Below are 16,081 nucleotides of genomic sequence, written 5' to 3'. Positions count from 1 at the left end.
ATCCAGGTCCCAAGGATGTCCCGTATCCCCGGGCGCGCTCCGGCCACGCCTTGTGCGTGCGTCGCGCGCTTGGGGATACGGGGCCCAAGCCGGGTGACAACTCGCCCGCGCACCTATACATCCGAAGTGTCCCGTATCCCCGGCCGAACGACTTGCGTTGTCAGGCGCAGGATGGCGCGCGGGGTACGGACCACGCCGGGTGGCAACTCGCCCGCACCGGTACATATCCGAAGTGTCCCGTATCCCCACGCGCGCGACTCACGCCGCAGGCGTGGTTGGAGCGCGCGAGGGGATACAGGGACACCCAAGCCTGGTGGCCATAGCGGAGGGGAAACACGCGTACCCATCCCGAACACGACCGTTAAGCCCTCTAGCGCCGAGGATACTGGGAGCGGGAGCTCCCGGGAAAGCAGGACGCTGCCAGGCGAGCGAAGGACACGGGAGCCTGCCGGGGAAGAACCCTGGCGGGCTTCCGTTTTTTTTGTCTTTGCAACACGCCCAGATTTGCAGCACTCCGCCAGCGCATGATGATCAACGCCACAAAGCCCCGCATCCCCGGCCTCACTCCAACCGCGCCTTGCGGCGCGAGTCGTTCAGCCGGGGATGCGGGGGCTCAACGGGGTGGCATCATCCGCACCGGTACATACCCACGGTGTCCCGTATCCCTAAGCGCGCGACTCCCGCTTTGTCTCTTCCCGGCGGATGAGGGTTATGCTCCGCATGTCGAACTACGCACTCGGACACGATACCATTGCATCGTCCGCTGTCACCACGCGCACGTCGATAAGCGGATAGGCGAGTGCCCCCGGGATCTGCAAATTTTGCATTCGGGGGTATTGCATTCCGGCGTGTAGGTATGTATTATAGTCAGTGAAGGTCAAGGTCAACGAAAGTCAAAGTCAAAACCCCTTGGCTTCATGGAAACAAGGGTGGCGGAAAGACCATGACGCAGGTAGACCGCAAGGCGCATGGAAAAGGTATTCGCAATGGTATTACGCAATACCTCATCCATGCGATGGTCACCGAAGCTGTGGAACGCACGGCTGCTGCGACCATAGACAGTGACCCGCCCACCTTCCCATTTTGAGAGGGGGGAATGCAGTGACCCGCAACATGTCGGACATCATCGAAGCATACTTGAAGCGGATCTTGCAAGAGGCGGAAAACGGCGTGGTCGAGGTGCAGCGAAGTGAGTTGGCTGAACTGTTCCAGTGTGTCCCGTCCCAAATCAACTATGTGATCGGCACGCGCTTCACGGTGGACCAAGGGTACATTGTCGAATCGAAGCGCGGTGGCGGTGGATACATCCGCATCCGCCAAATTACGTGCGAAGGGCCGCAGGCGCTGCCGGAAGTCATCAAGCAGGTGGGTGAGCGGATCTCGCAGCGCGAGGCAGAAGGGCTGATTGAGCGGTTGCATAACCAAGGGACCATCACAAGCCGCGAGGCGAGCATGCTGCGAGCCGCGATGAGCAGGGATATCTTTCGCATGGAATTGCCGGCTCGCGATGAAGTGCGCGCCCGTCTGCTCACGCAGATGTTGATCGCGCTGTTGGGCAGCGCGTGATGGACCTCGGCGACAGGAGGGAGCCGAAGATGCTCTGTCAAAACTGCCATGAGCGTCCCGCGACCGTGCATTTCACGAAGATCGTCAACGGTGAGAAGAGCGAGTATCGTCTGTGTGAGCAGTGTGCTCGCGAACGGGGTGACATCTTCGCCAAGGCGGTCAACTCGTTCGGATTCAACCATCTGCTCGGCGGATTGTTGAATTTCGAGTCGTCGCCCGGTTTTACGGCGCCTGCAGGCAAGGGGTTGCGCTGTGACGTCTGTGGGATGACATATCAACAATTCACGCAGGTCGGCCAATTCGGCTGCCCGAGTTGTTATGAACACTTTGCACCGCGCTTGGAACCGTTGCTGCGCCGGATCCAGAGTGCCGTGCAGCATACCGGGAAGGTGCCGGCGCGGACCGGATCGCACGTGAAACTGCGCAAGGACTTGGAAAGATTGCGCAAAGAGCTTCAGCAGTGCGTCGCCAACGAACAGTTCGAACGCGCCGCCGAAATCCGGGACCAAATCCGGGCCCTGGAACAACAGCTCGGGCAATGAGGAGGGATCGCGATGTCGCTGGGCAATTTCCTGCAACGCGCCATGAGCCGCTGGATGCGCGACGGCGGGCCGCAGGACGACATCATCCTGACCAGCCGCATCCGCATCGCGCGCAACATCCAGGACATCCCATTCCCCATCCTGCAGACACAGGGGCATGCGAACCAGGTGCTCGACACCGTCCGCAGAGCCATCGCCCAGCCGGCTTTCACCCGGCTCGGCCAGTTCGAAATGGTGCGCATGAGCGACATGCCGCTGCTCGACAGGCAGGTCCTCATGGAAAAGCACCTCATCAGCAAAGAACTCGTCGACAAGCCGCGCCACGGCGCCGTCGTCCTCCGCGACGACGAGGTGGTCAGCATCATGGTCAATGAGGAAGACCATCTGCGGATCCAGGTGATCATGCCCGGGCTCCGGCTCAAGGAGGCGTGGCAACTGGCCGACCAGATTGACGACGCGCTGGAGACGGAGATCCCGTACGCGTTTCATGAGCGTTACGGGTACCTGACCGCCTGCCCGACCAACGTGGGGACCGGAATACGCGCCTCGGTGATGATGCACCTGCCGGCGCTCGTGCTCTCTGGACAGATCAACCGGATCCTCACCGCCATCTCACAGGTCGGCTTAACCGTGCGCGGCTTGTACGGCGAGGGGACCGAGTCGGCCGGGAACCTGTTCCAGGTGTCCAACCAGGTGACCCTGGGCGAATCGGAAGAGGAGATTATCGCCAACCTCATGAGCGTCGTGCAGCAATTGATCGATCACGAACGCCAAGCGCGGCGCATGCTGTTGTCCGAAAACCGCGATGCCCTCGAGGATCGCATCTGCCGTTCGTTTGGCATCCTGGCGTATGCGCGCAGAATGGATTCTAAGGAAACCTTGGAGCGGCTTTCGGACGTCCGCCTGGGCATCGATCTCGGCATCATCAAGGGCGTTTCCGCCGGCATCTTGAAGGAATTGATGATCATGACGCAGCCGGCGTTCTTGCAGAAGTATTTCAATCAGGAGCTGTCGCCCGCGGAGCGCGATGTCCGCCGCGCCGCGCTGATCCGCGAGCGGCTGCGGATGGATAATACGGAGGTGCGTTGACATGTACACACGGTTTACGGAGCGTGCACAAAAGGTCCTCGCCTTGGCGCAAGAAGAGGCGACCCGTATGCGCCATCCTGGCGTCGGCACGGAGCACCTTTTGCTCGGGTTGGTGCGCGAAGGGGAGGGGATCGCCGCCAAGGCGTTGATGAGTCTCGGCGTCACGCCGGAGAAGGTGCAAAGCGAGGTCGAAAAGATTGTCGGGCCCGGGCAAGGCCACACGGCTGCGATGACGTACACGCCGCGGGCCAAAAAGGTGATTGAGCTGTCCATGGATGAAGCTCGCAAGCTCAATCACAGTTACGTGGGGACGGAACACATCCTGCTCGGGCTCATCCGCGAAGGGGAAGGCGTGGCAGCCCGCGTGCTCGCGAACCTGGGGGTCAGCCTGAACAAGGCCCGCCAACAGGTGCTGCAGCTGCTCGGCGGCGACGTGGCGGATATGGCAGGTGACAAGGACGCGGCGGCCGGCACCCCGACGCTCGACAGCTTGGCCCGCGACCTGACGCAGATGGCGCGCGACGGCAAGCTCGATCCCGTCATCGGGCGCAACAACGAGATCGAACGGGTGATCCAGGTCCTCTCGCGCCGGACCAAGAACAACCCGGTGCTCATCGGCGAGCCGGGCGTCGGCAAGACGGCCATCGCCGAGGGCTTGGCGCAGCGGATCGTCAGCGGCGACATCCCGGAGACGTTGCGCAACAAGCGGGTGATGGTGCTCGACATGGGGACGGTGGTCGCCGGGACGAAGTACCGCGGCGAATTCGAGGACAGGCTCAAGAAGATCATGGAAGAGATCCGGCAGGCCGGCAACGTCATCCTGTTCATCGATGAGTTGCACACCTTGATTGGCGCTGGCGGTGCCGAGGGTGCCATTGACGCGTCGAACATTCTGAAACCGGCGCTGGCGCGCGGAGAGCTGCAGTGCATCGGCGCCACGACGCTCGACGAGTACCGCAAGCACATCGAGAAGGACGCGGCGCTTGAGCGGCGCTTCCAGCCCATCATGGTCGATGAACCGAGCCCCGAAGAGGCGGTGGAGATCCTGCGCGGGCTGCGGGATCGCTATGAGGCGCATCACCGGGTCAAGATCACCGATGAGGCCCTCGAGGCGGCGGTGCGGCTGTCCGACCGGTACATCACCGACCGCTTCCTGCCGGACAAAGCCATCGACCTGATTGACGAGGCGGCTTCCCGCGTCCGGTTGCGCACGCACACCGCACCGCCCAACCTGAAGGAACTGGAGCAAAAGCTCGAGAAGATCCGCAATGAAAAGGATGCGGCTGTGCAAAGCCAAGAGTTTGAGAAGGCGGCCGCGCTGCGCGACCAGGAGCAGAAGATCAAGCAGGAGTTGGAGCAGCGCAAGAGCGAGTGGAAACGCGCCCAGGACGATCACGACGTCAAGGTGACCGCGGAGGACATCGCCCACATCGTGTCGTCGTGGACCGGCATCCCGGTCAAGCAGCTCGCAGAGGAAGAGTCGGCGCGGCTGGTGAACCTGGAGCAGATCCTCCACGAGCGGGTCATCGGCCAGGACGAGGCGGTCGAGGCGGTGGCCCGGGCCATCCGGCGGGCGCGCGCTGGCCTGAAAGACCCGAAGCGGCCGATTGGTTCCTTCATTTTCCTCGGACCGACGGGGGTGGGTAAGACGGAGCTCGCGCGCGCGTTGGCCGAGGCGATGTTCGGCGACGAGGACGCCATGATCCGCATCGACATGTCGGAATTCATGGAGCGCCACTCCACCGCGCGCTTGGTCGGCGCGCCGCCCGGATATGTCGGATACGAGGAAGGCGGCCAACTGACCGAAAAGGTGCGGCGCAAGCCGTACTCGGTGGTGCTGCTCGACGAGATTGAGAAGGCGCACCCGGAGGTGTTCAACATCCTGTTGCAGGTGTTGGATGACGGACGCCTCACCGACGGCAAGGGGCGGACGGTGGACTTCCGCAACACGGTCATCATCATGACGTCGAACGTCGGCGCCGAGATGATCCGCAAGGGCGGAGCGCTCGGGTTCAAGCCGGACAACCGGCGCGAGTACGACGACATGAAGACCAAGGTCATGGAGGAGCTCAAGCGGACGTTCCGGCCGGAGTTCCTCAACCGGATCGACGAGATCATCGTCTTCCATCCGCTCAGCGAGGAGCAGATTGGCAAGATTGTCGACCTGATGGTGGAGGACCTGCGCAAACGGCTCAAGGAGCAGGACATCGACTTCACCCTCACCGACGAGGCCAAGCAGTTCCTTGCCAAAGAAGGGTACGATCCGCAGTACGGCGCGCGTCCGCTCAAGCGGGCCATCCAGCGGCACATCGAGGACCGGTTGTCGGAAGCGCTGCTCACCGGCGAGATTCAGCGCGGCGACCGGGTGCGCATCGGCTACGACGGCAGCCACCTGCAGGTGGAACGCGCGAGCTGAATCGCGTGTCGCGCCCGCCAATCTGCTGCACGGACCGAACCTACGCATGAACACGGTCCTTGCCGCCGGTCTTCAGGCCGGCGGCTTTTCAACACCCATTTCCAGGTTCCTGATAAGATAGAGGGACGGGAGGGGTGGGGATGAGCAGAACGCGCACGCGGTTCGTCTGCCAACAATGCGGGCACGAAGCCGTCAAGTGGCATGGGCGGTGTCCGCAGTGCGGGGCGTGGAATGCGATGGTGGAAGAACTTGTCGCATCGCGCCGCCCGCAGGATCGCCCGCCGGCTGCCGAAGCGGTGGCGCTGGCCCACGTGCCTATGGATGCGGAGCCGCGGCTGGCCACCGGGATCGCCGAGTGCGACCGGGTGCTGGGCGGTGGATTGGTGCCTGGTTCCCTGGTGTTGATAGGCGGGGATCCGGGCATTGGAAAATCCACCTTGCTGCTCCAGATCTCGGACGGACTCGCACGCGCTGGCCGGCGGGTGCTGTACGTCTCGGCGGAGGAATCGCTGCGGCAGGTGCGCATGCGGGCCGAACGGCTGGGTGCGCTGCATCCGAACGTCTGGGTCGTGGCGGAGACGAATTTGGACGCCGCGCTGGCGGCGGCCGAACGCCTGCACCCGCATCTGCTGGTGATTGACTCCATTCAGACCGTGTACCTGACGGACCTCGGGTCTGCACCAGGCAGCGTGAGCCAGGTGCGCGAGTGCACCGCTCGGCTGCTCCAGACGTGCAAACCGCGCGATTGGGCGACGTTCATCGTCGGACACGTGACCAAAGACGGCCAGTTGGCAGGCCCGCGTATGCTTGAACACATGGTCGACGCGGTACTATACTTTGAGGGTGAACGACACCACGCGTACCGAATGCTGCGCGCGGTGAAGAACCGGTTTGGTTCGACTCACGAAATGGCCATATTTGAAATGCATGGCGACGGATTGGAGCCTGTGCTCAATCCGTCTGAACGATTTCTTGCCGAGCGTTCCGTCGAGGCACCGGGCTCGGCGGTCGTAACCGCGATGGAAGGCACGCGCCCGCTGTTGCTGGAAGTCCAGGCGTTGGTGGCGCCGACGTCGTTCGCCACGCCGAGGCGTATGGTGACGGGCGCGGATGCCAACCGGTGCAACCTGATTCTGGCGGTCTTGGAGCGGCGGCTCGGCGTGCCGTTGCAGGCGGCCGATACGTACATCAATTTGGCGGGCGGGGTCCGGGTCGACGAGCCCGCCATCGATCTCGGCGTCGCGGTGGCGCTTGTTTCGAGTACCCGCAACCGGCCGGTGCCGCCGGGGGACGTGTTTGTCGGCGAGGTCGGGTTGACGGGAGAGGTGCGCACCGTCAGCCGGATTGAACAGCGGATTCGTGAAGCGGAAAAGTTGGGGTTCACCCGCTGCATCGTACCCGCCCACAGTGTGGAGGCGGGCAGGTGGACGGCGGGGATGGAAGTCGTGGGCGTCCGTACGGTGGCCGAGGCGTTGCGCCTCGCGTTTTGAGGTGGGCACATGCGCGAAGATCCGAAGCGGGAAGCGATGTTCAATAAGATCTTGCGGATGGTGGCTCCCGGCACGGTGTTGCGGGAAGGGATTGAGAACATCCTGCGCGCCAAGACCGGCGGGCTGATTGTCGTCGGTGCGAACGAGGCGGTCCTGAACATCACCGACGGCGGCTTTCCCATTCAATGTGAGTTGACGGCGGCACACCTGTATGAGCTGGCGAAAATGGACGGGGCCATCATCGTCAGCGACGATCTGAAAAAGGTGTTGTACGCCAACACCAATCTCAATCCGGATCACACCATTCACACGTCGGAGACCGGGACGCGCCATCGCACGGCGGAACGCGTCGCGAAGCAGACCGGGTGTTTGGTCATCTGCATCTCGCAGCGCCGCAACGTGATCACGCTGTATCAAGGCTCGTTCAAGTACATGCTGCGCGACATCAGCGTCATCCTCGCCAAGGCGAATCAAGCCATTCAAACCTTGGAGAAATACAAGGCGGTACTCGATCAGAGCCTGACCAACCTCAGCGCGCTCGAGTTCGAAGACTTGGTGACGCTGCAGGAGGTCACCCAGGTGTTGCAGCGCTTCGAGATGGTGCTGCGCATCAAGGCCGAGATCCGCCGCTACATCATTGAACTGGGCACCGAGGGCCGACTCATCTCGATGCAGTTGGAAGAGTTGGTCAACGGGGTCGACGAAGAGGCGTACCTGTTGGTGAAGGACTACATGGCGCCGCACGTGGAACAGACCCCCCATCAGGTGCTGCACAGCATCCATGAATTGTCTTCCGAAGAGCTGTTGGACGGGGTGTTGTTGGCGCGCCTGCTCGGTTACAATACGAACAACATCGCGGAGGAGCCGGTGTCTTCGCGCGGATACCGGATCCTGCGCAAGATCAGCCGCCTGCCGCAGCCCATCGTCGACAATTTGGTGGAACATTTTCAGACTCTGCCCAATATTTTAGCCGCCTCGTTGGAGGATCTGGATGCGGTAGAGGGGATTGGCAGCGTACGGGCGCGGGCCATCCGCGACGGCTTGAAGTGGATTCAGGAGCAGGTGTTCATCGACCGCCACATCTGAGCGCCGCGGCGGCTTTTTCTCTTTCTGTGCGTGGATAGGGACATTCGGGTGGGCCATACATTGTGTCAGGGTGTTTAGGAAGGGGGGAAAGATGTGTCTGAACCTGGGTTGCACCGTTCCGGTTGGCGGTATGCCCGGCGTTGGTTGCCGAGCGCATTGACGGTATTCAATCTGGTCCTCGGGTTCATCGCGCTGTTGATCAGCACGTACGCGCCTGCAGATGCGGCGTTGCTGGTGGTGGCGGGCATGGTCCTCGACGGGCTCGACGGCCGTGCGGCACGCTGGCTGCAAGCAGAGAGCGAGTTTGGGAAGGAATTGGATTCCTTGTCGGACATCGTGACGTTTGGTGTTGCACCGGCCTTCATCATGTATCATTTGGTCCTGCGCTCGCTCGGCTGGTTCGGCGTGGTCATCGCGGTGCTGTTTCCCGTTTGCGGGGCGCTTCGTCTCGCTCGTTTCAATATCCAACACAAGCGAGGAAATGACTTTGTCGGTCTGCCCATTACGGCCGCCGGCGGGATATTGGCGACGATGGCCCTGTACAAGGACCTGTTGGACGCGGCGTGGGTGGTCATGCCGATGGCCATGGTGGTGCTCGCGCTGCTCATGGTCAGCCGAACCAGGTATCCGAACTTGAAGCGGATTGGTTTTCCCGGTTCGGCGTGGGTCGTGCTTCCCGTGCTTGGGCTCGCGGTCTATGTTCTGTTTCGCTTTCATTCCTCAGTGGTCAACCGGATCCTGTTTGTCCCGCTCGCGCTGTACGCGGTGTACGGCGCACGCCGCATGTGGCGTTGGCGTCACGTCGGCGGAACGGAACCCAAACAGGAATGGTCCAAGTCCGGTTGGAAATGAGCTTACGCAAATCCGCGCGGACTGGCCACGGGCTTGGCGGTCCGAGCAGGTGTATGTTGTGCGAGAATTTCGCCGATGGGTTTTGACGCTGTGTGGCGGGCGGTGATACACTCAAATGGGAGGGTGTCCACACCCGCAGACAACCATCCTATGTGTCCTCTGGATTAAAGAGGAACAGGTTGGGTCATAATGGTGACAGGAGGTGAACATGAAAGATGATGAAGCGGTTTGTCCACCTGTTTTTTGCGGTGATTGGGGCGGTGCTCGGCTATACGTTTGGTCCGGACTTATTCTTACATCTTCTGAATGTGCACACGAAACCGTTCACGTCGAGTGTGTTTTGCGCGGCGCTGGGTAGCGCTTTATTTATACTCTCCACCACCTGGCTTGTCAATTACGTGGTCACCATGATCCGCTGGATGGAGGACCGCCTGCAGAAGACGCCGCTGGCCGACATCCTCGGCGGTACGGTGGGCATGGTGATGGGTCTGTTGATGGCGTACCTTGTGGCGCCCACCATCCGGGACATCCCGGTGGTCGGCATGGCTGTCCAGTTTTTCGTCAGTCTGCTCTTGGCGTACTTGGGATTGCGCATCGGCTTCACGAAGCGGGAGGACCTTTTGAATCTGTTCGCAGGCCGGCTGACGACGAAGGAAAAGGACAAGGACAAGCGGTTTTCGTTTCGGCCGGGTGAGGCGAAGCTCCTGGACACGAGCGTGATCATCGACGGCCGGATTGCGGATTTGGTACAGACCGGGTTCCTGGACGGCGTGTTGGTGATTCCGTCGTTCGTCCTGGAAGAGTTGCAGCACATCGCGGACTCGGCCGATGTGCTGAAGCGCAATCGCGGCCGCCGCGGTTTGGACGTGCTCAACCGCATCCAGAAGGAGCTCAAGGTCAAGGTCCAGGTGATGGAGATCGACTTCGATGACTTGCAGGAAGTGGACACCAAGCTGGTGCGTTTGGCGAAACAATTGAACGGCAAGGTGGTCACGAACGACTTCAACCTGAACAAGGTGTGCGAACTGCAGGGCGTGCCTGTGCTCAACATCAACGACCTGGCCAACGCCCTCAAACCCATCGTCCTGCCGGGTGAGGAGCTCTCGGTTCAGGTTATCAAGGACGGTAAGGAGTACAATCAAGGTGTCGCGTATTTGGACGACGGCACGATGATTGTCATCGAGGGCGGACGCGAGTTCATCGGCGGCAAAGTGGACGTCTTGGTGACCAGCGTCCTGCAGACGTCCGCCGGCCGGATGATCTTCGCCAAGCCGAAGCTGCTCGAACGGGCCCTGTGAGGGGGTAGGCGTTTGGTTGTCGGGGTCGTGGTCGCTGCCGGACAGGGCAGCCGCATGGGGTTTCGCAAACAGTACGGGCGCCTCGCCGGACGGCCGATGTGGCGGTGGTCCGTCGAGGCGCTGTTCCGTGGCGGGGTGGAGCGCGCGGTCTTGGTCGTGCCGCAGGACGATCTCGCCGCGCTCGCCGCGGAGGTTGCGCCAGGGTGGCGCGATCGCCTGTCGTTGGTGGCGGGCGGACCGACGCGGGCGTGCTCTGTGGCGAACGGAGTGCGCGCGCTGCTCAGTCTGCCCGGGGCTGTGGACGGTTGGATTGCGGTTCACGACGCGGCACGCCCGTTTGTCTCGCCGGATGACGTCGCTAGGGTCATCGCCGCGGCGCGTGCCCACGGGGGAGCCATCCTGGCCGAGCCGTGTGTGGATACGATGAAGCGGGCAAACGACGAGGGTTGGATCGCGGAGACGTTGCCGCGAGCTTCCCTGTGGCGGGCGCAGACGCCGCAGGTGTTTCCCGGGCGCTGGTTTCAGGCTGCCCTCGACAGCGGGGCATGGGACGAAATGGCGACAGACGAAGCGGCCGTGTTTGAACGCCTCGGGTATCCTGTGCGCTTGGTGCAAGCTACGGGTGTCAACGTCAAGGTCACCACGCCGGCCGATTGGGCTTGGGCCACGTGGTGGGCGGAACAGGGAAGAGGAGAAACGCCGGGAAGAGGAGAATCGTCGTGCGTGTGGGTCTAGGTTTCGATGTGCATCCGTATGCACCGGATAGAACGCTTTATCTCGGCGGCGTCGAGATCCCGGGTGAGGCGGGGCTCGCCGGCCATTCGGACGCAGACGTGGTGTTGCACGCGGTCATGGATGCTCTCCTGGGCGCGCTCGCCCTGGGGGACATCGGCCAGCACTTTCCCGATTCCGATCCGCTGTATCGAGGTGCCGACAGCGCGCGGTTGCTCGAGCGTGTGATGTCGATGGTGGCGGCGCGGGGTTACGTGGTTGGCAATGTGGATGTCGTGGTGGTGGCGGAGAAGCCGCGCATCGCACCGCATGTGGCAAAGATGCGCCAACGCATGGCAGGGTTGCTCCGCTGCGCGGTGGAACAGGTGAGCATCAAGGCGACGACGATGGAGCGTTTGGGATTCGTGGGCCGCGAGGAGGGGATGGTGGCGCAGGCGGTGGTGTTGTTGCTCCCTGCCGCTGCGGCGGGGCACGAGCCGGCAGGGTGTTGAGGCGTGCGCCGCGGTTTGACAAACCTGCACGCTGGCCGCACAATATGGGAGGCTTTTCTGCGTCTTACGGGTTGGCGTCGGGGCAAGGTGCAGCCGGGCAAGGGAAGAGGGGTGTCGCGTCTTGGCCATTCGCTTGTTCAACACCATGTCAGGCCGTAAGGAAGAACTCGTCACGCTTGAGCCGGGCAAGGTGCGCTTTTACGCGTGCGGCCCCACGGTATACAACCGTTTCCATCTGGGCAATGCGCGCATGTTCGTGGTGTTTGACACCATTCGGCGTTACCTCGAATACCGGGGCTATGCCGTTCGCTACGTACAGAACTTCACCGACGTCGACGACCGGATCATCCAGCGCGCCCAAGAATTGCGTCAGAACGTGCGCGCGGTGGCGGACCATTACATCGAGACGTACTTTGAGGACGCGGACGCGCTCGGCATCCGCCGCGCGACGGTACATCCGCGCGTCACGGAGTGCATTCCGGACATCATCCGGTTCATCGAAGACCTCATCCGCGATGGCCACGCCTATGTGCGCCACGGCAATGTGTACTTCGACGTCTCCACCGTCCCCGATTACGGCAAGCTGTCTCACCAATCGGTGGAAGACATGCGGGCTGGCTTTCGCATCGAGGTCAGCGAAGACAAGGACGATCCGGCCGACTTCGCATTGTGGAAGGCGGCGAAACCGCACGAGGAGTTCTGGGACAGCCCGTGGGGGCCAGGGCGCCCGGGGTGGCACATCGAGTGCTCCGTGATGAACTATAAGTACCTCGGGGAGCAGATTGACATCCACGCGGGCGGGCGCGACCTCATCTTTCCCCATCACGAAAACGAGATTGTCCAGAGCGAGGCGCACAACAAGAAGCCGTTCGCCCGTTACTGGCTGCATAACGGGACGCTCAACATCAACGGGGAGAAGATGTCCAAGTCTCTGGGCAATTTCATCATGACGCATGACCTGTTGCGGGAGCGCAGCGGTCAGGCCATCCGCTACTTCCTCATCAGCGCGCATTACCGGAACCCGCTCAACTACACGGATGAAGCGATGACACAGTCCGAGCAGGCACTGGAGCGGATCGCGCGTTGCCTGCGCAACCTGCGTCACCGCGCGGACACGCTGCGCGCTTTGCCGGATTTCCTCGCCAAGTGCGAGCCGGCGGAGCCGTCGGACCAGGTCCGCGCGGCGGTGGCCGGCGTCAAAACGGCGTTTCTCCAAGCGATGGACGACGACTTCAACACCGCCGATGCGCTGGCTGCCATCTTTGAAGGCGTGCGCCAAGCGAACGCCTATCTGGCGGGCGCCGAGGCGCATCTGCCGGATCTGGCGCTCTGGGAGCAGGTGTTGCAAGAAACCGTGGCGGTGCTCGGGATTCCGGAAGCGCTGGCGGAGCCGTTTGGCGCGGACGCCGGGCGTAATCCGGCTGAGATTGAGGCGCTCATCGCGGAACGGGCGCAGGCCCGGCGCGCCAAGGACTACGCGCGTGCGGACGCCATTCGGGCAGAGTTGGAGGCGCGCGGTGTGGTGGTGGAAGATACGCCGCAGGGGACGCGGTGGTACTGGCGATGATCGGACTGCCGTTCGGGCTGCCGTTCGGGCTGCCGTTCCCGGCGGCGGACGTGGCCAGGATGTCACCGCTTGCGCTCGCCTTCCTCGGCGACGCGGTGTGGGAGCTGTACGTGCGGCGTCACATCCTGTCCCGCGGCGCCGGGCGTCCGCACACGTTGCACCAGGCGACCGCCAGTTACGTGCGCGCGAGCACCCAGGCTTGGTTGGCGCGGCGCCTGGCGGATTGGCTGACCCCGGATGAGGCGGATATCTTGCGCCGGGGTCGTAATGCCAAACCAGGTCACGTCCGGCGCAGCGCAGGCGTCGCCGAGTATCGTCACAGCACCGGGTTCGAGGCGTTGCTCGGCTATCTGTATGGCAGCGGTCAGGTGGCCCGCCTGGACGAGATCTGCCGGATGGCGTTGGCATGGCTGGATGAACGGGAGGGATGGCCGGATGAGGCGGGACGGTCAAGCCCGCAAGGACGCGGATGAGGAGAAGGACGGCGGGCAGGACCTCATCTGGGGCCGCCACCCGGTGCTGGAGGCGCTGCGCGCCGGCCGCCCGGTGAACAAGGTTTGGATTGCCGAGGGCAGCGAAGGGTCAGCCGTCGCCGAGGTGTTGGCCCGCGCCCGCGAGCTCGGCGCGGTGGTGCAGCGCGTACCGCGATCGCGCCTGGATGCGGTGGCAGGTGGGAATCATCAAGGCGTGGCGGCATGGGTTGCGCCGTATGCGTACGCGGAACTCGCCGACGTGTTGGCTCGCGATACCGGACAGGTCCCGCTTCTGGTGTTGCTCGACGAGCTGACCGACCCGCACAACTTCGGTGCCATCCTGCGCACGGCGGAAGCCACCGGGGTACAGGGCGTGATTGTGCCCAAGCGGAGGTCGGTGGCGCTGACTTCCGCCGTCGCCAAAGCGGCGGCCGGAGCTGCGGAGTACGTCCCCGTGGCGCGCGTGACCAATCTGGCGCGCACCATGGAGCAGCTGAAGGCGGCCGGCTATTGGTTGGTGGGGCTCGATGCGGCAGCCTCCCTGCTCTATACCGGGGTGGATTATACCGGTCCCACCGCGATCGTCGTCGGTGCGGAAGGCAAGGGGCTCGGCCGGTTGGTGCGGGAGCGGTGCGACTACCTGGTGCGGCTGCCGATGCTGGGGCGGGTGCCGAGCCTCAATGCATCGGTGGCCGCCGGGGTGCTGTTGTATGAAGTGGTCCGGCAGCGCGCCTAAAGGCGGGCAGCATGCGCGCTGCCTCATCGTCGACGGGTACAACGTGATTGGCCGCATGAAGCGCACGGCGTTCCGGGACATCGACGACATGGAAGCCCTGCGGGAAGCCTTGGTGGATCAATTGGCAGAATACCGGGCATACACCGGCGAGACCGTGATTGTGGTGTTCGATGCGTACCGGACGGAAGAGGCGGCCGTGACGGAAGAGCGGCAAGGCGTGCAGGTGGTCTACACGTACCGCAACGAGACGGCGGACGAGCGGATTGAGCGCTTGGCGTATGAACTGCGCGACGTGTACGGGCAGGTGACGGTGGCCACATCGGACGCCTTGGAACAGCAGGTGGCGTTTGGCAGCGGCGCGCTGCGGATCTCGGCAGATGAACTGTTGCGGCGGCTGCGCGCCGTGAAGACGGAAGTGCGGCGGCGCGTCGCCGAGGCGGACGGGCGGCGGTTGGGACAGGTGGAAGACCGGATTGAGCCGGATGTGGCCGAGTTGCTTGAGCGTTGGCGGCGCAACGAGGGCGGGGACCATGAAAGCTAGCGTTGATCGTAAGAGGTTACATAATGTATAATTGCGCCATCCGACCGCCATCCTGGAGTGATCGCCTTTGATGACAGAAGCAGACGTGAATGCGCTTCGCTCGTATGCGGATCGCACGGACGAAGAACTGGTTGAGGCTGTGCACAATGGCGACACCGGGGCGCTGGAGTATCTGATCCACAAGTACAGGAATTTCGTGCGGGCCAAGGCGCGCTCGTATTTCCTCATTGGTGCGGACCGCGAGGACATCGTGCAGGAGGGCATGATTGGCCTCTACAAATCCATCCGCGATTATCGCGAGGACAAGCTGACTTCTTTCCGTGCCTTTGCGGAGCTCTGCATCACTCGCCAGATCATCACCGCCATCAAGACCGCGACGCGCCAAAAGCACATTCCTCTCAATTCGTACATCTCGCTGGACAAGCCCATCTACGACGAAGACTCCGACCGGACATTGATGGACGTGCTCTCGACCGCCCGCGTGGCGGATCCGGAGGAGCTCGTGATCCATCAGGAGGAGTTTGATGACATCGAGAGCACGATGTCTGAGTTATTGAGCGATCTGGAGCGCAAGGTGCTGATGTTGTATCTCGACGGCCGTTCATACCAAGAAATCGCGGTCGATCTCGACCGGCACGTCAAGTCCATCGACAACGCGCTGCAGCGCGTCAAGCGCAAGTTGGAAAAGTATCTGGAGGTCCGCAACGTCTCTGGCTGAGCCGTGTGTGCGGACCGCCTCGTCCGTCGCGTATGCCGGCGCCCGGGCGCGGATGGGCTTTCCCCTGCGTGCACGCGCGGTCCCTGGGTTTGCATGGCGCGTTGCGGAGACACAATAGTATCATCCATCACGATCATCCATCACGCGGACGGCGTGATGGTGGGTTGGTCATCTCCGTTGACACATCTCGTGGCGTTATGCTACTTTATTCGGGTATGCGTCTCCCTGGGCATGGGTGAGGCGCAGGTGCGGCCTGAAACTGCGCGCGAAAAGTGGGAGCGGGACAGTCGCCGTTCGCCGAGGGGGTGCATGGAATGCGGGTCATCGTCACGTTGGCTTGCACCGATTGTAAACAACGGAACTACACGACCACGAAGAACAAGAAGAACGATCCAGACCGCTTGGAGTTGCGCAAGTACTGCCGGTTCTGCCGGACCCATACCGTGCATCGCGAAACTCGCTGACGCGCTGGGTTGGAAGCGAG

17 protein-coding genes and 1 rRNA gene are annotated in these 16,081 nt (G+C 62.7%); all 18 read left to right on the top strand.

Going from position 1 to position 16,081, the window contains the following annotated elements; genetic code table 11:
- Positions 1-309 precede the first annotated feature (309 nt).
- The 18 genes from rrf to rpmG all read left to right on the top strand — a co-directional run bounded on the left by rrf (position 310) and on the right by rpmG (position 16,061).
- A 5S ribosomal RNA gene (rrf, locus tag IEX97_RS04140) occupies positions 310-426 on the top strand.
- A 517-nt stretch (positions 427-943) separates the two neighbouring features.
- Positions 944-1,087: a hypothetical protein gene (locus tag IEX97_RS04135; RefSeq protein WP_188881311.1), complete on the top strand. Its 144-nt coding sequence runs from the start codon at positions 944-946 to the stop codon at positions 1,085-1,087.
- A gap of 14 nt (positions 1,088-1,101) precedes the next feature.
- Positions 1,102-1,566 (top strand): CtsR family transcriptional regulator, encoded by a 465-nt coding sequence (locus IEX97_RS04130; RefSeq protein WP_188881310.1) that lies wholly within the window; start codon positions 1,102-1,104, stop codon positions 1,564-1,566.
- 29 nt (positions 1,567-1,595) lie between these two features.
- Positions 1,596-2,108: a protein-arginine kinase activator protein McsA gene (locus IEX97_RS04125; RefSeq protein ID WP_188881309.1), complete on the top strand. Its 513-nt coding sequence runs from the start codon at positions 1,596-1,598 to the stop codon at positions 2,106-2,108.
- A gap of 12 nt (positions 2,109-2,120) precedes the next feature.
- Entirely contained in the window at positions 2,121-3,197 is a 1,077-nt protein-coding gene (locus IEX97_RS04120; protein ID WP_188881308.1) for a protein arginine kinase, read from the top strand.
- Position 3,198: 1 nt separating this feature from the next.
- Entirely contained in the window at positions 3,199-5,613 is a 2,415-nt protein-coding gene (locus IEX97_RS04115) for an ATP-dependent Clp protease ATP-binding subunit (RefSeq protein ID WP_188881307.1), read from the top strand.
- A gap of 140 nt (positions 5,614-5,753) precedes the next feature.
- Positions 5,754-7,103 (top strand): DNA repair protein RadA, encoded by a 1,350-nt coding sequence (radA, locus tag IEX97_RS04110; RefSeq protein WP_188881306.1) that lies wholly within the window; start codon positions 5,754-5,756, stop codon positions 7,101-7,103.
- A gap of 9 nt (positions 7,104-7,112) precedes the next feature.
- Complete coding sequence (gene disA, locus IEX97_RS04105; protein ID WP_188881305.1) at positions 7,113-8,189, top strand: DNA integrity scanning diadenylate cyclase DisA; 1,077 nt, start codon at positions 7,113-7,115, stop codon at positions 8,187-8,189.
- A 93-nt stretch (positions 8,190-8,282) separates the two neighbouring features.
- The gene (gene pssA, locus IEX97_RS04100; RefSeq protein WP_229776360.1) at positions 8,283-9,041 is read left to right on the top strand and encodes a CDP-diacylglycerol--serine O-phosphatidyltransferase; all 759 of its coding nucleotides are present in this window, start codon (positions 8,283-8,285) and stop codon (positions 9,039-9,041) included.
- Between the two features lie 215 nt (positions 9,042-9,256).
- The gene (locus IEX97_RS04095; RefSeq protein ID WP_188881303.1) at positions 9,257-10,339 is read left to right on the top strand and encodes a PIN/TRAM domain-containing protein; all 1,083 of its coding nucleotides are present in this window, start codon (positions 9,257-9,259) and stop codon (positions 10,337-10,339) included.
- 12 nt (positions 10,340-10,351) lie between these two features.
- Entirely contained in the window at positions 10,352-11,074 is a 723-nt protein-coding gene (ispD, locus tag IEX97_RS04090) for a 2-C-methyl-D-erythritol 4-phosphate cytidylyltransferase (protein ID WP_188881302.1), read from the top strand.
- Positions 11,059-11,562 (top strand): 2-C-methyl-D-erythritol 2,4-cyclodiphosphate synthase, encoded by a 504-nt coding sequence (gene ispF, locus IEX97_RS04085; RefSeq protein ID WP_188881300.1) that lies wholly within the window; start codon positions 11,059-11,061, stop codon positions 11,560-11,562. The genes ispD and ispF overlap by 16 nt, the downstream gene beginning before the upstream one ends.
- 121 nt (positions 11,563-11,683) lie before the next feature.
- Complete coding sequence (cysS, locus tag IEX97_RS04080; RefSeq protein ID WP_188881298.1) at positions 11,684-13,129, top strand: cysteine--tRNA ligase; 1,446 nt, start codon at positions 11,684-11,686, stop codon at positions 13,127-13,129.
- Positions 13,114-13,602, top strand: a complete 489-nt coding sequence (locus tag IEX97_RS04075; RefSeq protein WP_229776358.1) for a Mini-ribonuclease 3 — start codon at positions 13,114-13,116, stop codon at positions 13,600-13,602. The genes cysS and IEX97_RS04075 overlap by 16 nt, the downstream gene beginning before the upstream one ends.
- The gene (gene rlmB / locus IEX97_RS04070) at positions 13,565-14,338 is read left to right on the top strand and encodes a 23S rRNA (guanosine(2251)-2'-O)-methyltransferase RlmB (RefSeq protein WP_188881296.1); all 774 of its coding nucleotides are present in this window, start codon (positions 13,565-13,567) and stop codon (positions 14,336-14,338) included. Before IEX97_RS04075 ends, rlmB begins: the two co-directional genes overlap by 38 nt.
- Positions 14,313-14,879, top strand: a complete 567-nt coding sequence (locus IEX97_RS04065; RefSeq protein ID WP_188881295.1) for an NYN domain-containing protein — start codon at positions 14,313-14,315, stop codon at positions 14,877-14,879. The genes rlmB and IEX97_RS04065 overlap by 26 nt, the downstream gene beginning before the upstream one ends.
- A 70-nt stretch (positions 14,880-14,949) precedes the next feature.
- A complete protein-coding gene (gene sigH, locus IEX97_RS04060; RefSeq protein WP_188881294.1) occupies positions 14,950-15,597 on the top strand; it encodes an RNA polymerase sporulation sigma factor SigH in 648 nt (215 codons plus the stop codon).
- A 314-nt stretch (positions 15,598-15,911) separates the two neighbouring features.
- On the top strand, positions 15,912-16,061 hold the full coding sequence (gene rpmG / locus IEX97_RS04055) for a 50S ribosomal protein L33 (RefSeq protein ID WP_188881293.1): 150 nt from the start codon (positions 15,912-15,914) through the stop codon (positions 16,059-16,061).
- Positions 16,062-16,081 lie beyond the last annotated feature (20 nt).

This window comes from Paenalicyclobacillus cellulosilyticus, from assembly GCF_014647315.1.
GTDB lineage: Bacteria > Bacillota > Bacilli > Alicyclobacillales > Alicyclobacillaceae > Alicyclobacillus_J > Alicyclobacillus_J cellulosilyticus.
Note: the sequence above shows the minus strand (reverse complement) of the source record. Positions and strands in the feature narration are given on the sequence as shown.

What these genes read in the sequence shown, in the direction of transcription:
- IEX97_RS04135 (WP_188881311.1), top strand. Translation starts at nt 944, where the DNA reads ATGACGCAGGTAGACCGCAAGGCGCATGGAAAAGGTATTCGCAATGGT.
- IEX97_RS04115 (WP_188881307.1), top strand. Translation starts at nt 3,199, where the DNA reads ATGTACACACGGTTTACGGAGCGTGCACAAAAGGTCCTCGCCTTGGCG.
- IEX97_RS04125 (WP_188881309.1), top strand. Translation starts at nt 1,596, where the DNA reads ATGCTCTGTCAAAACTGCCATGAGCGTCCCGCGACCGTGCATTTCACG.
- IEX97_RS04065 (WP_188881295.1), top strand. Translation starts at nt 14,313, where the DNA reads ATGAAGTGGTCCGGCAGCGCGCCTAAAGGCGGGCAGCATGCGCGCTGC.
- rpmG (WP_188881293.1), top strand. Translation starts at nt 15,912, where the DNA reads ATGCGGGTCATCGTCACGTTGGCTTGCACCGATTGTAAACAACGGAAC.
- disA (WP_188881305.1), top strand. Translation starts at nt 7,113, where the DNA reads ATGCGCGAAGATCCGAAGCGGGAAGCGATGTTCAATAAGATCTTGCGG.
- rlmB (WP_188881296.1), top strand. Translation starts at nt 13,565, where the DNA reads ATGAGGCGGGACGGTCAAGCCCGCAAGGACGCGGATGAGGAGAAGGAC.
- IEX97_RS04120 (WP_188881308.1), top strand. Translation starts at nt 2,121, where the DNA reads ATGTCGCTGGGCAATTTCCTGCAACGCGCCATGAGCCGCTGGATGCGC.
- radA (WP_188881306.1), top strand. Translation starts at nt 5,754, where the DNA reads ATGAGCAGAACGCGCACGCGGTTCGTCTGCCAACAATGCGGGCACGAA.
- sigH (WP_188881294.1), top strand. Translation starts at nt 14,950, where the DNA reads ATGACAGAAGCAGACGTGAATGCGCTTCGCTCGTATGCGGATCGCACG.
- IEX97_RS04095 (WP_188881303.1), top strand. Translation starts at nt 9,257, where the DNA reads ATGATGAAGCGGTTTGTCCACCTGTTTTTTGCGGTGATTGGGGCGGTG.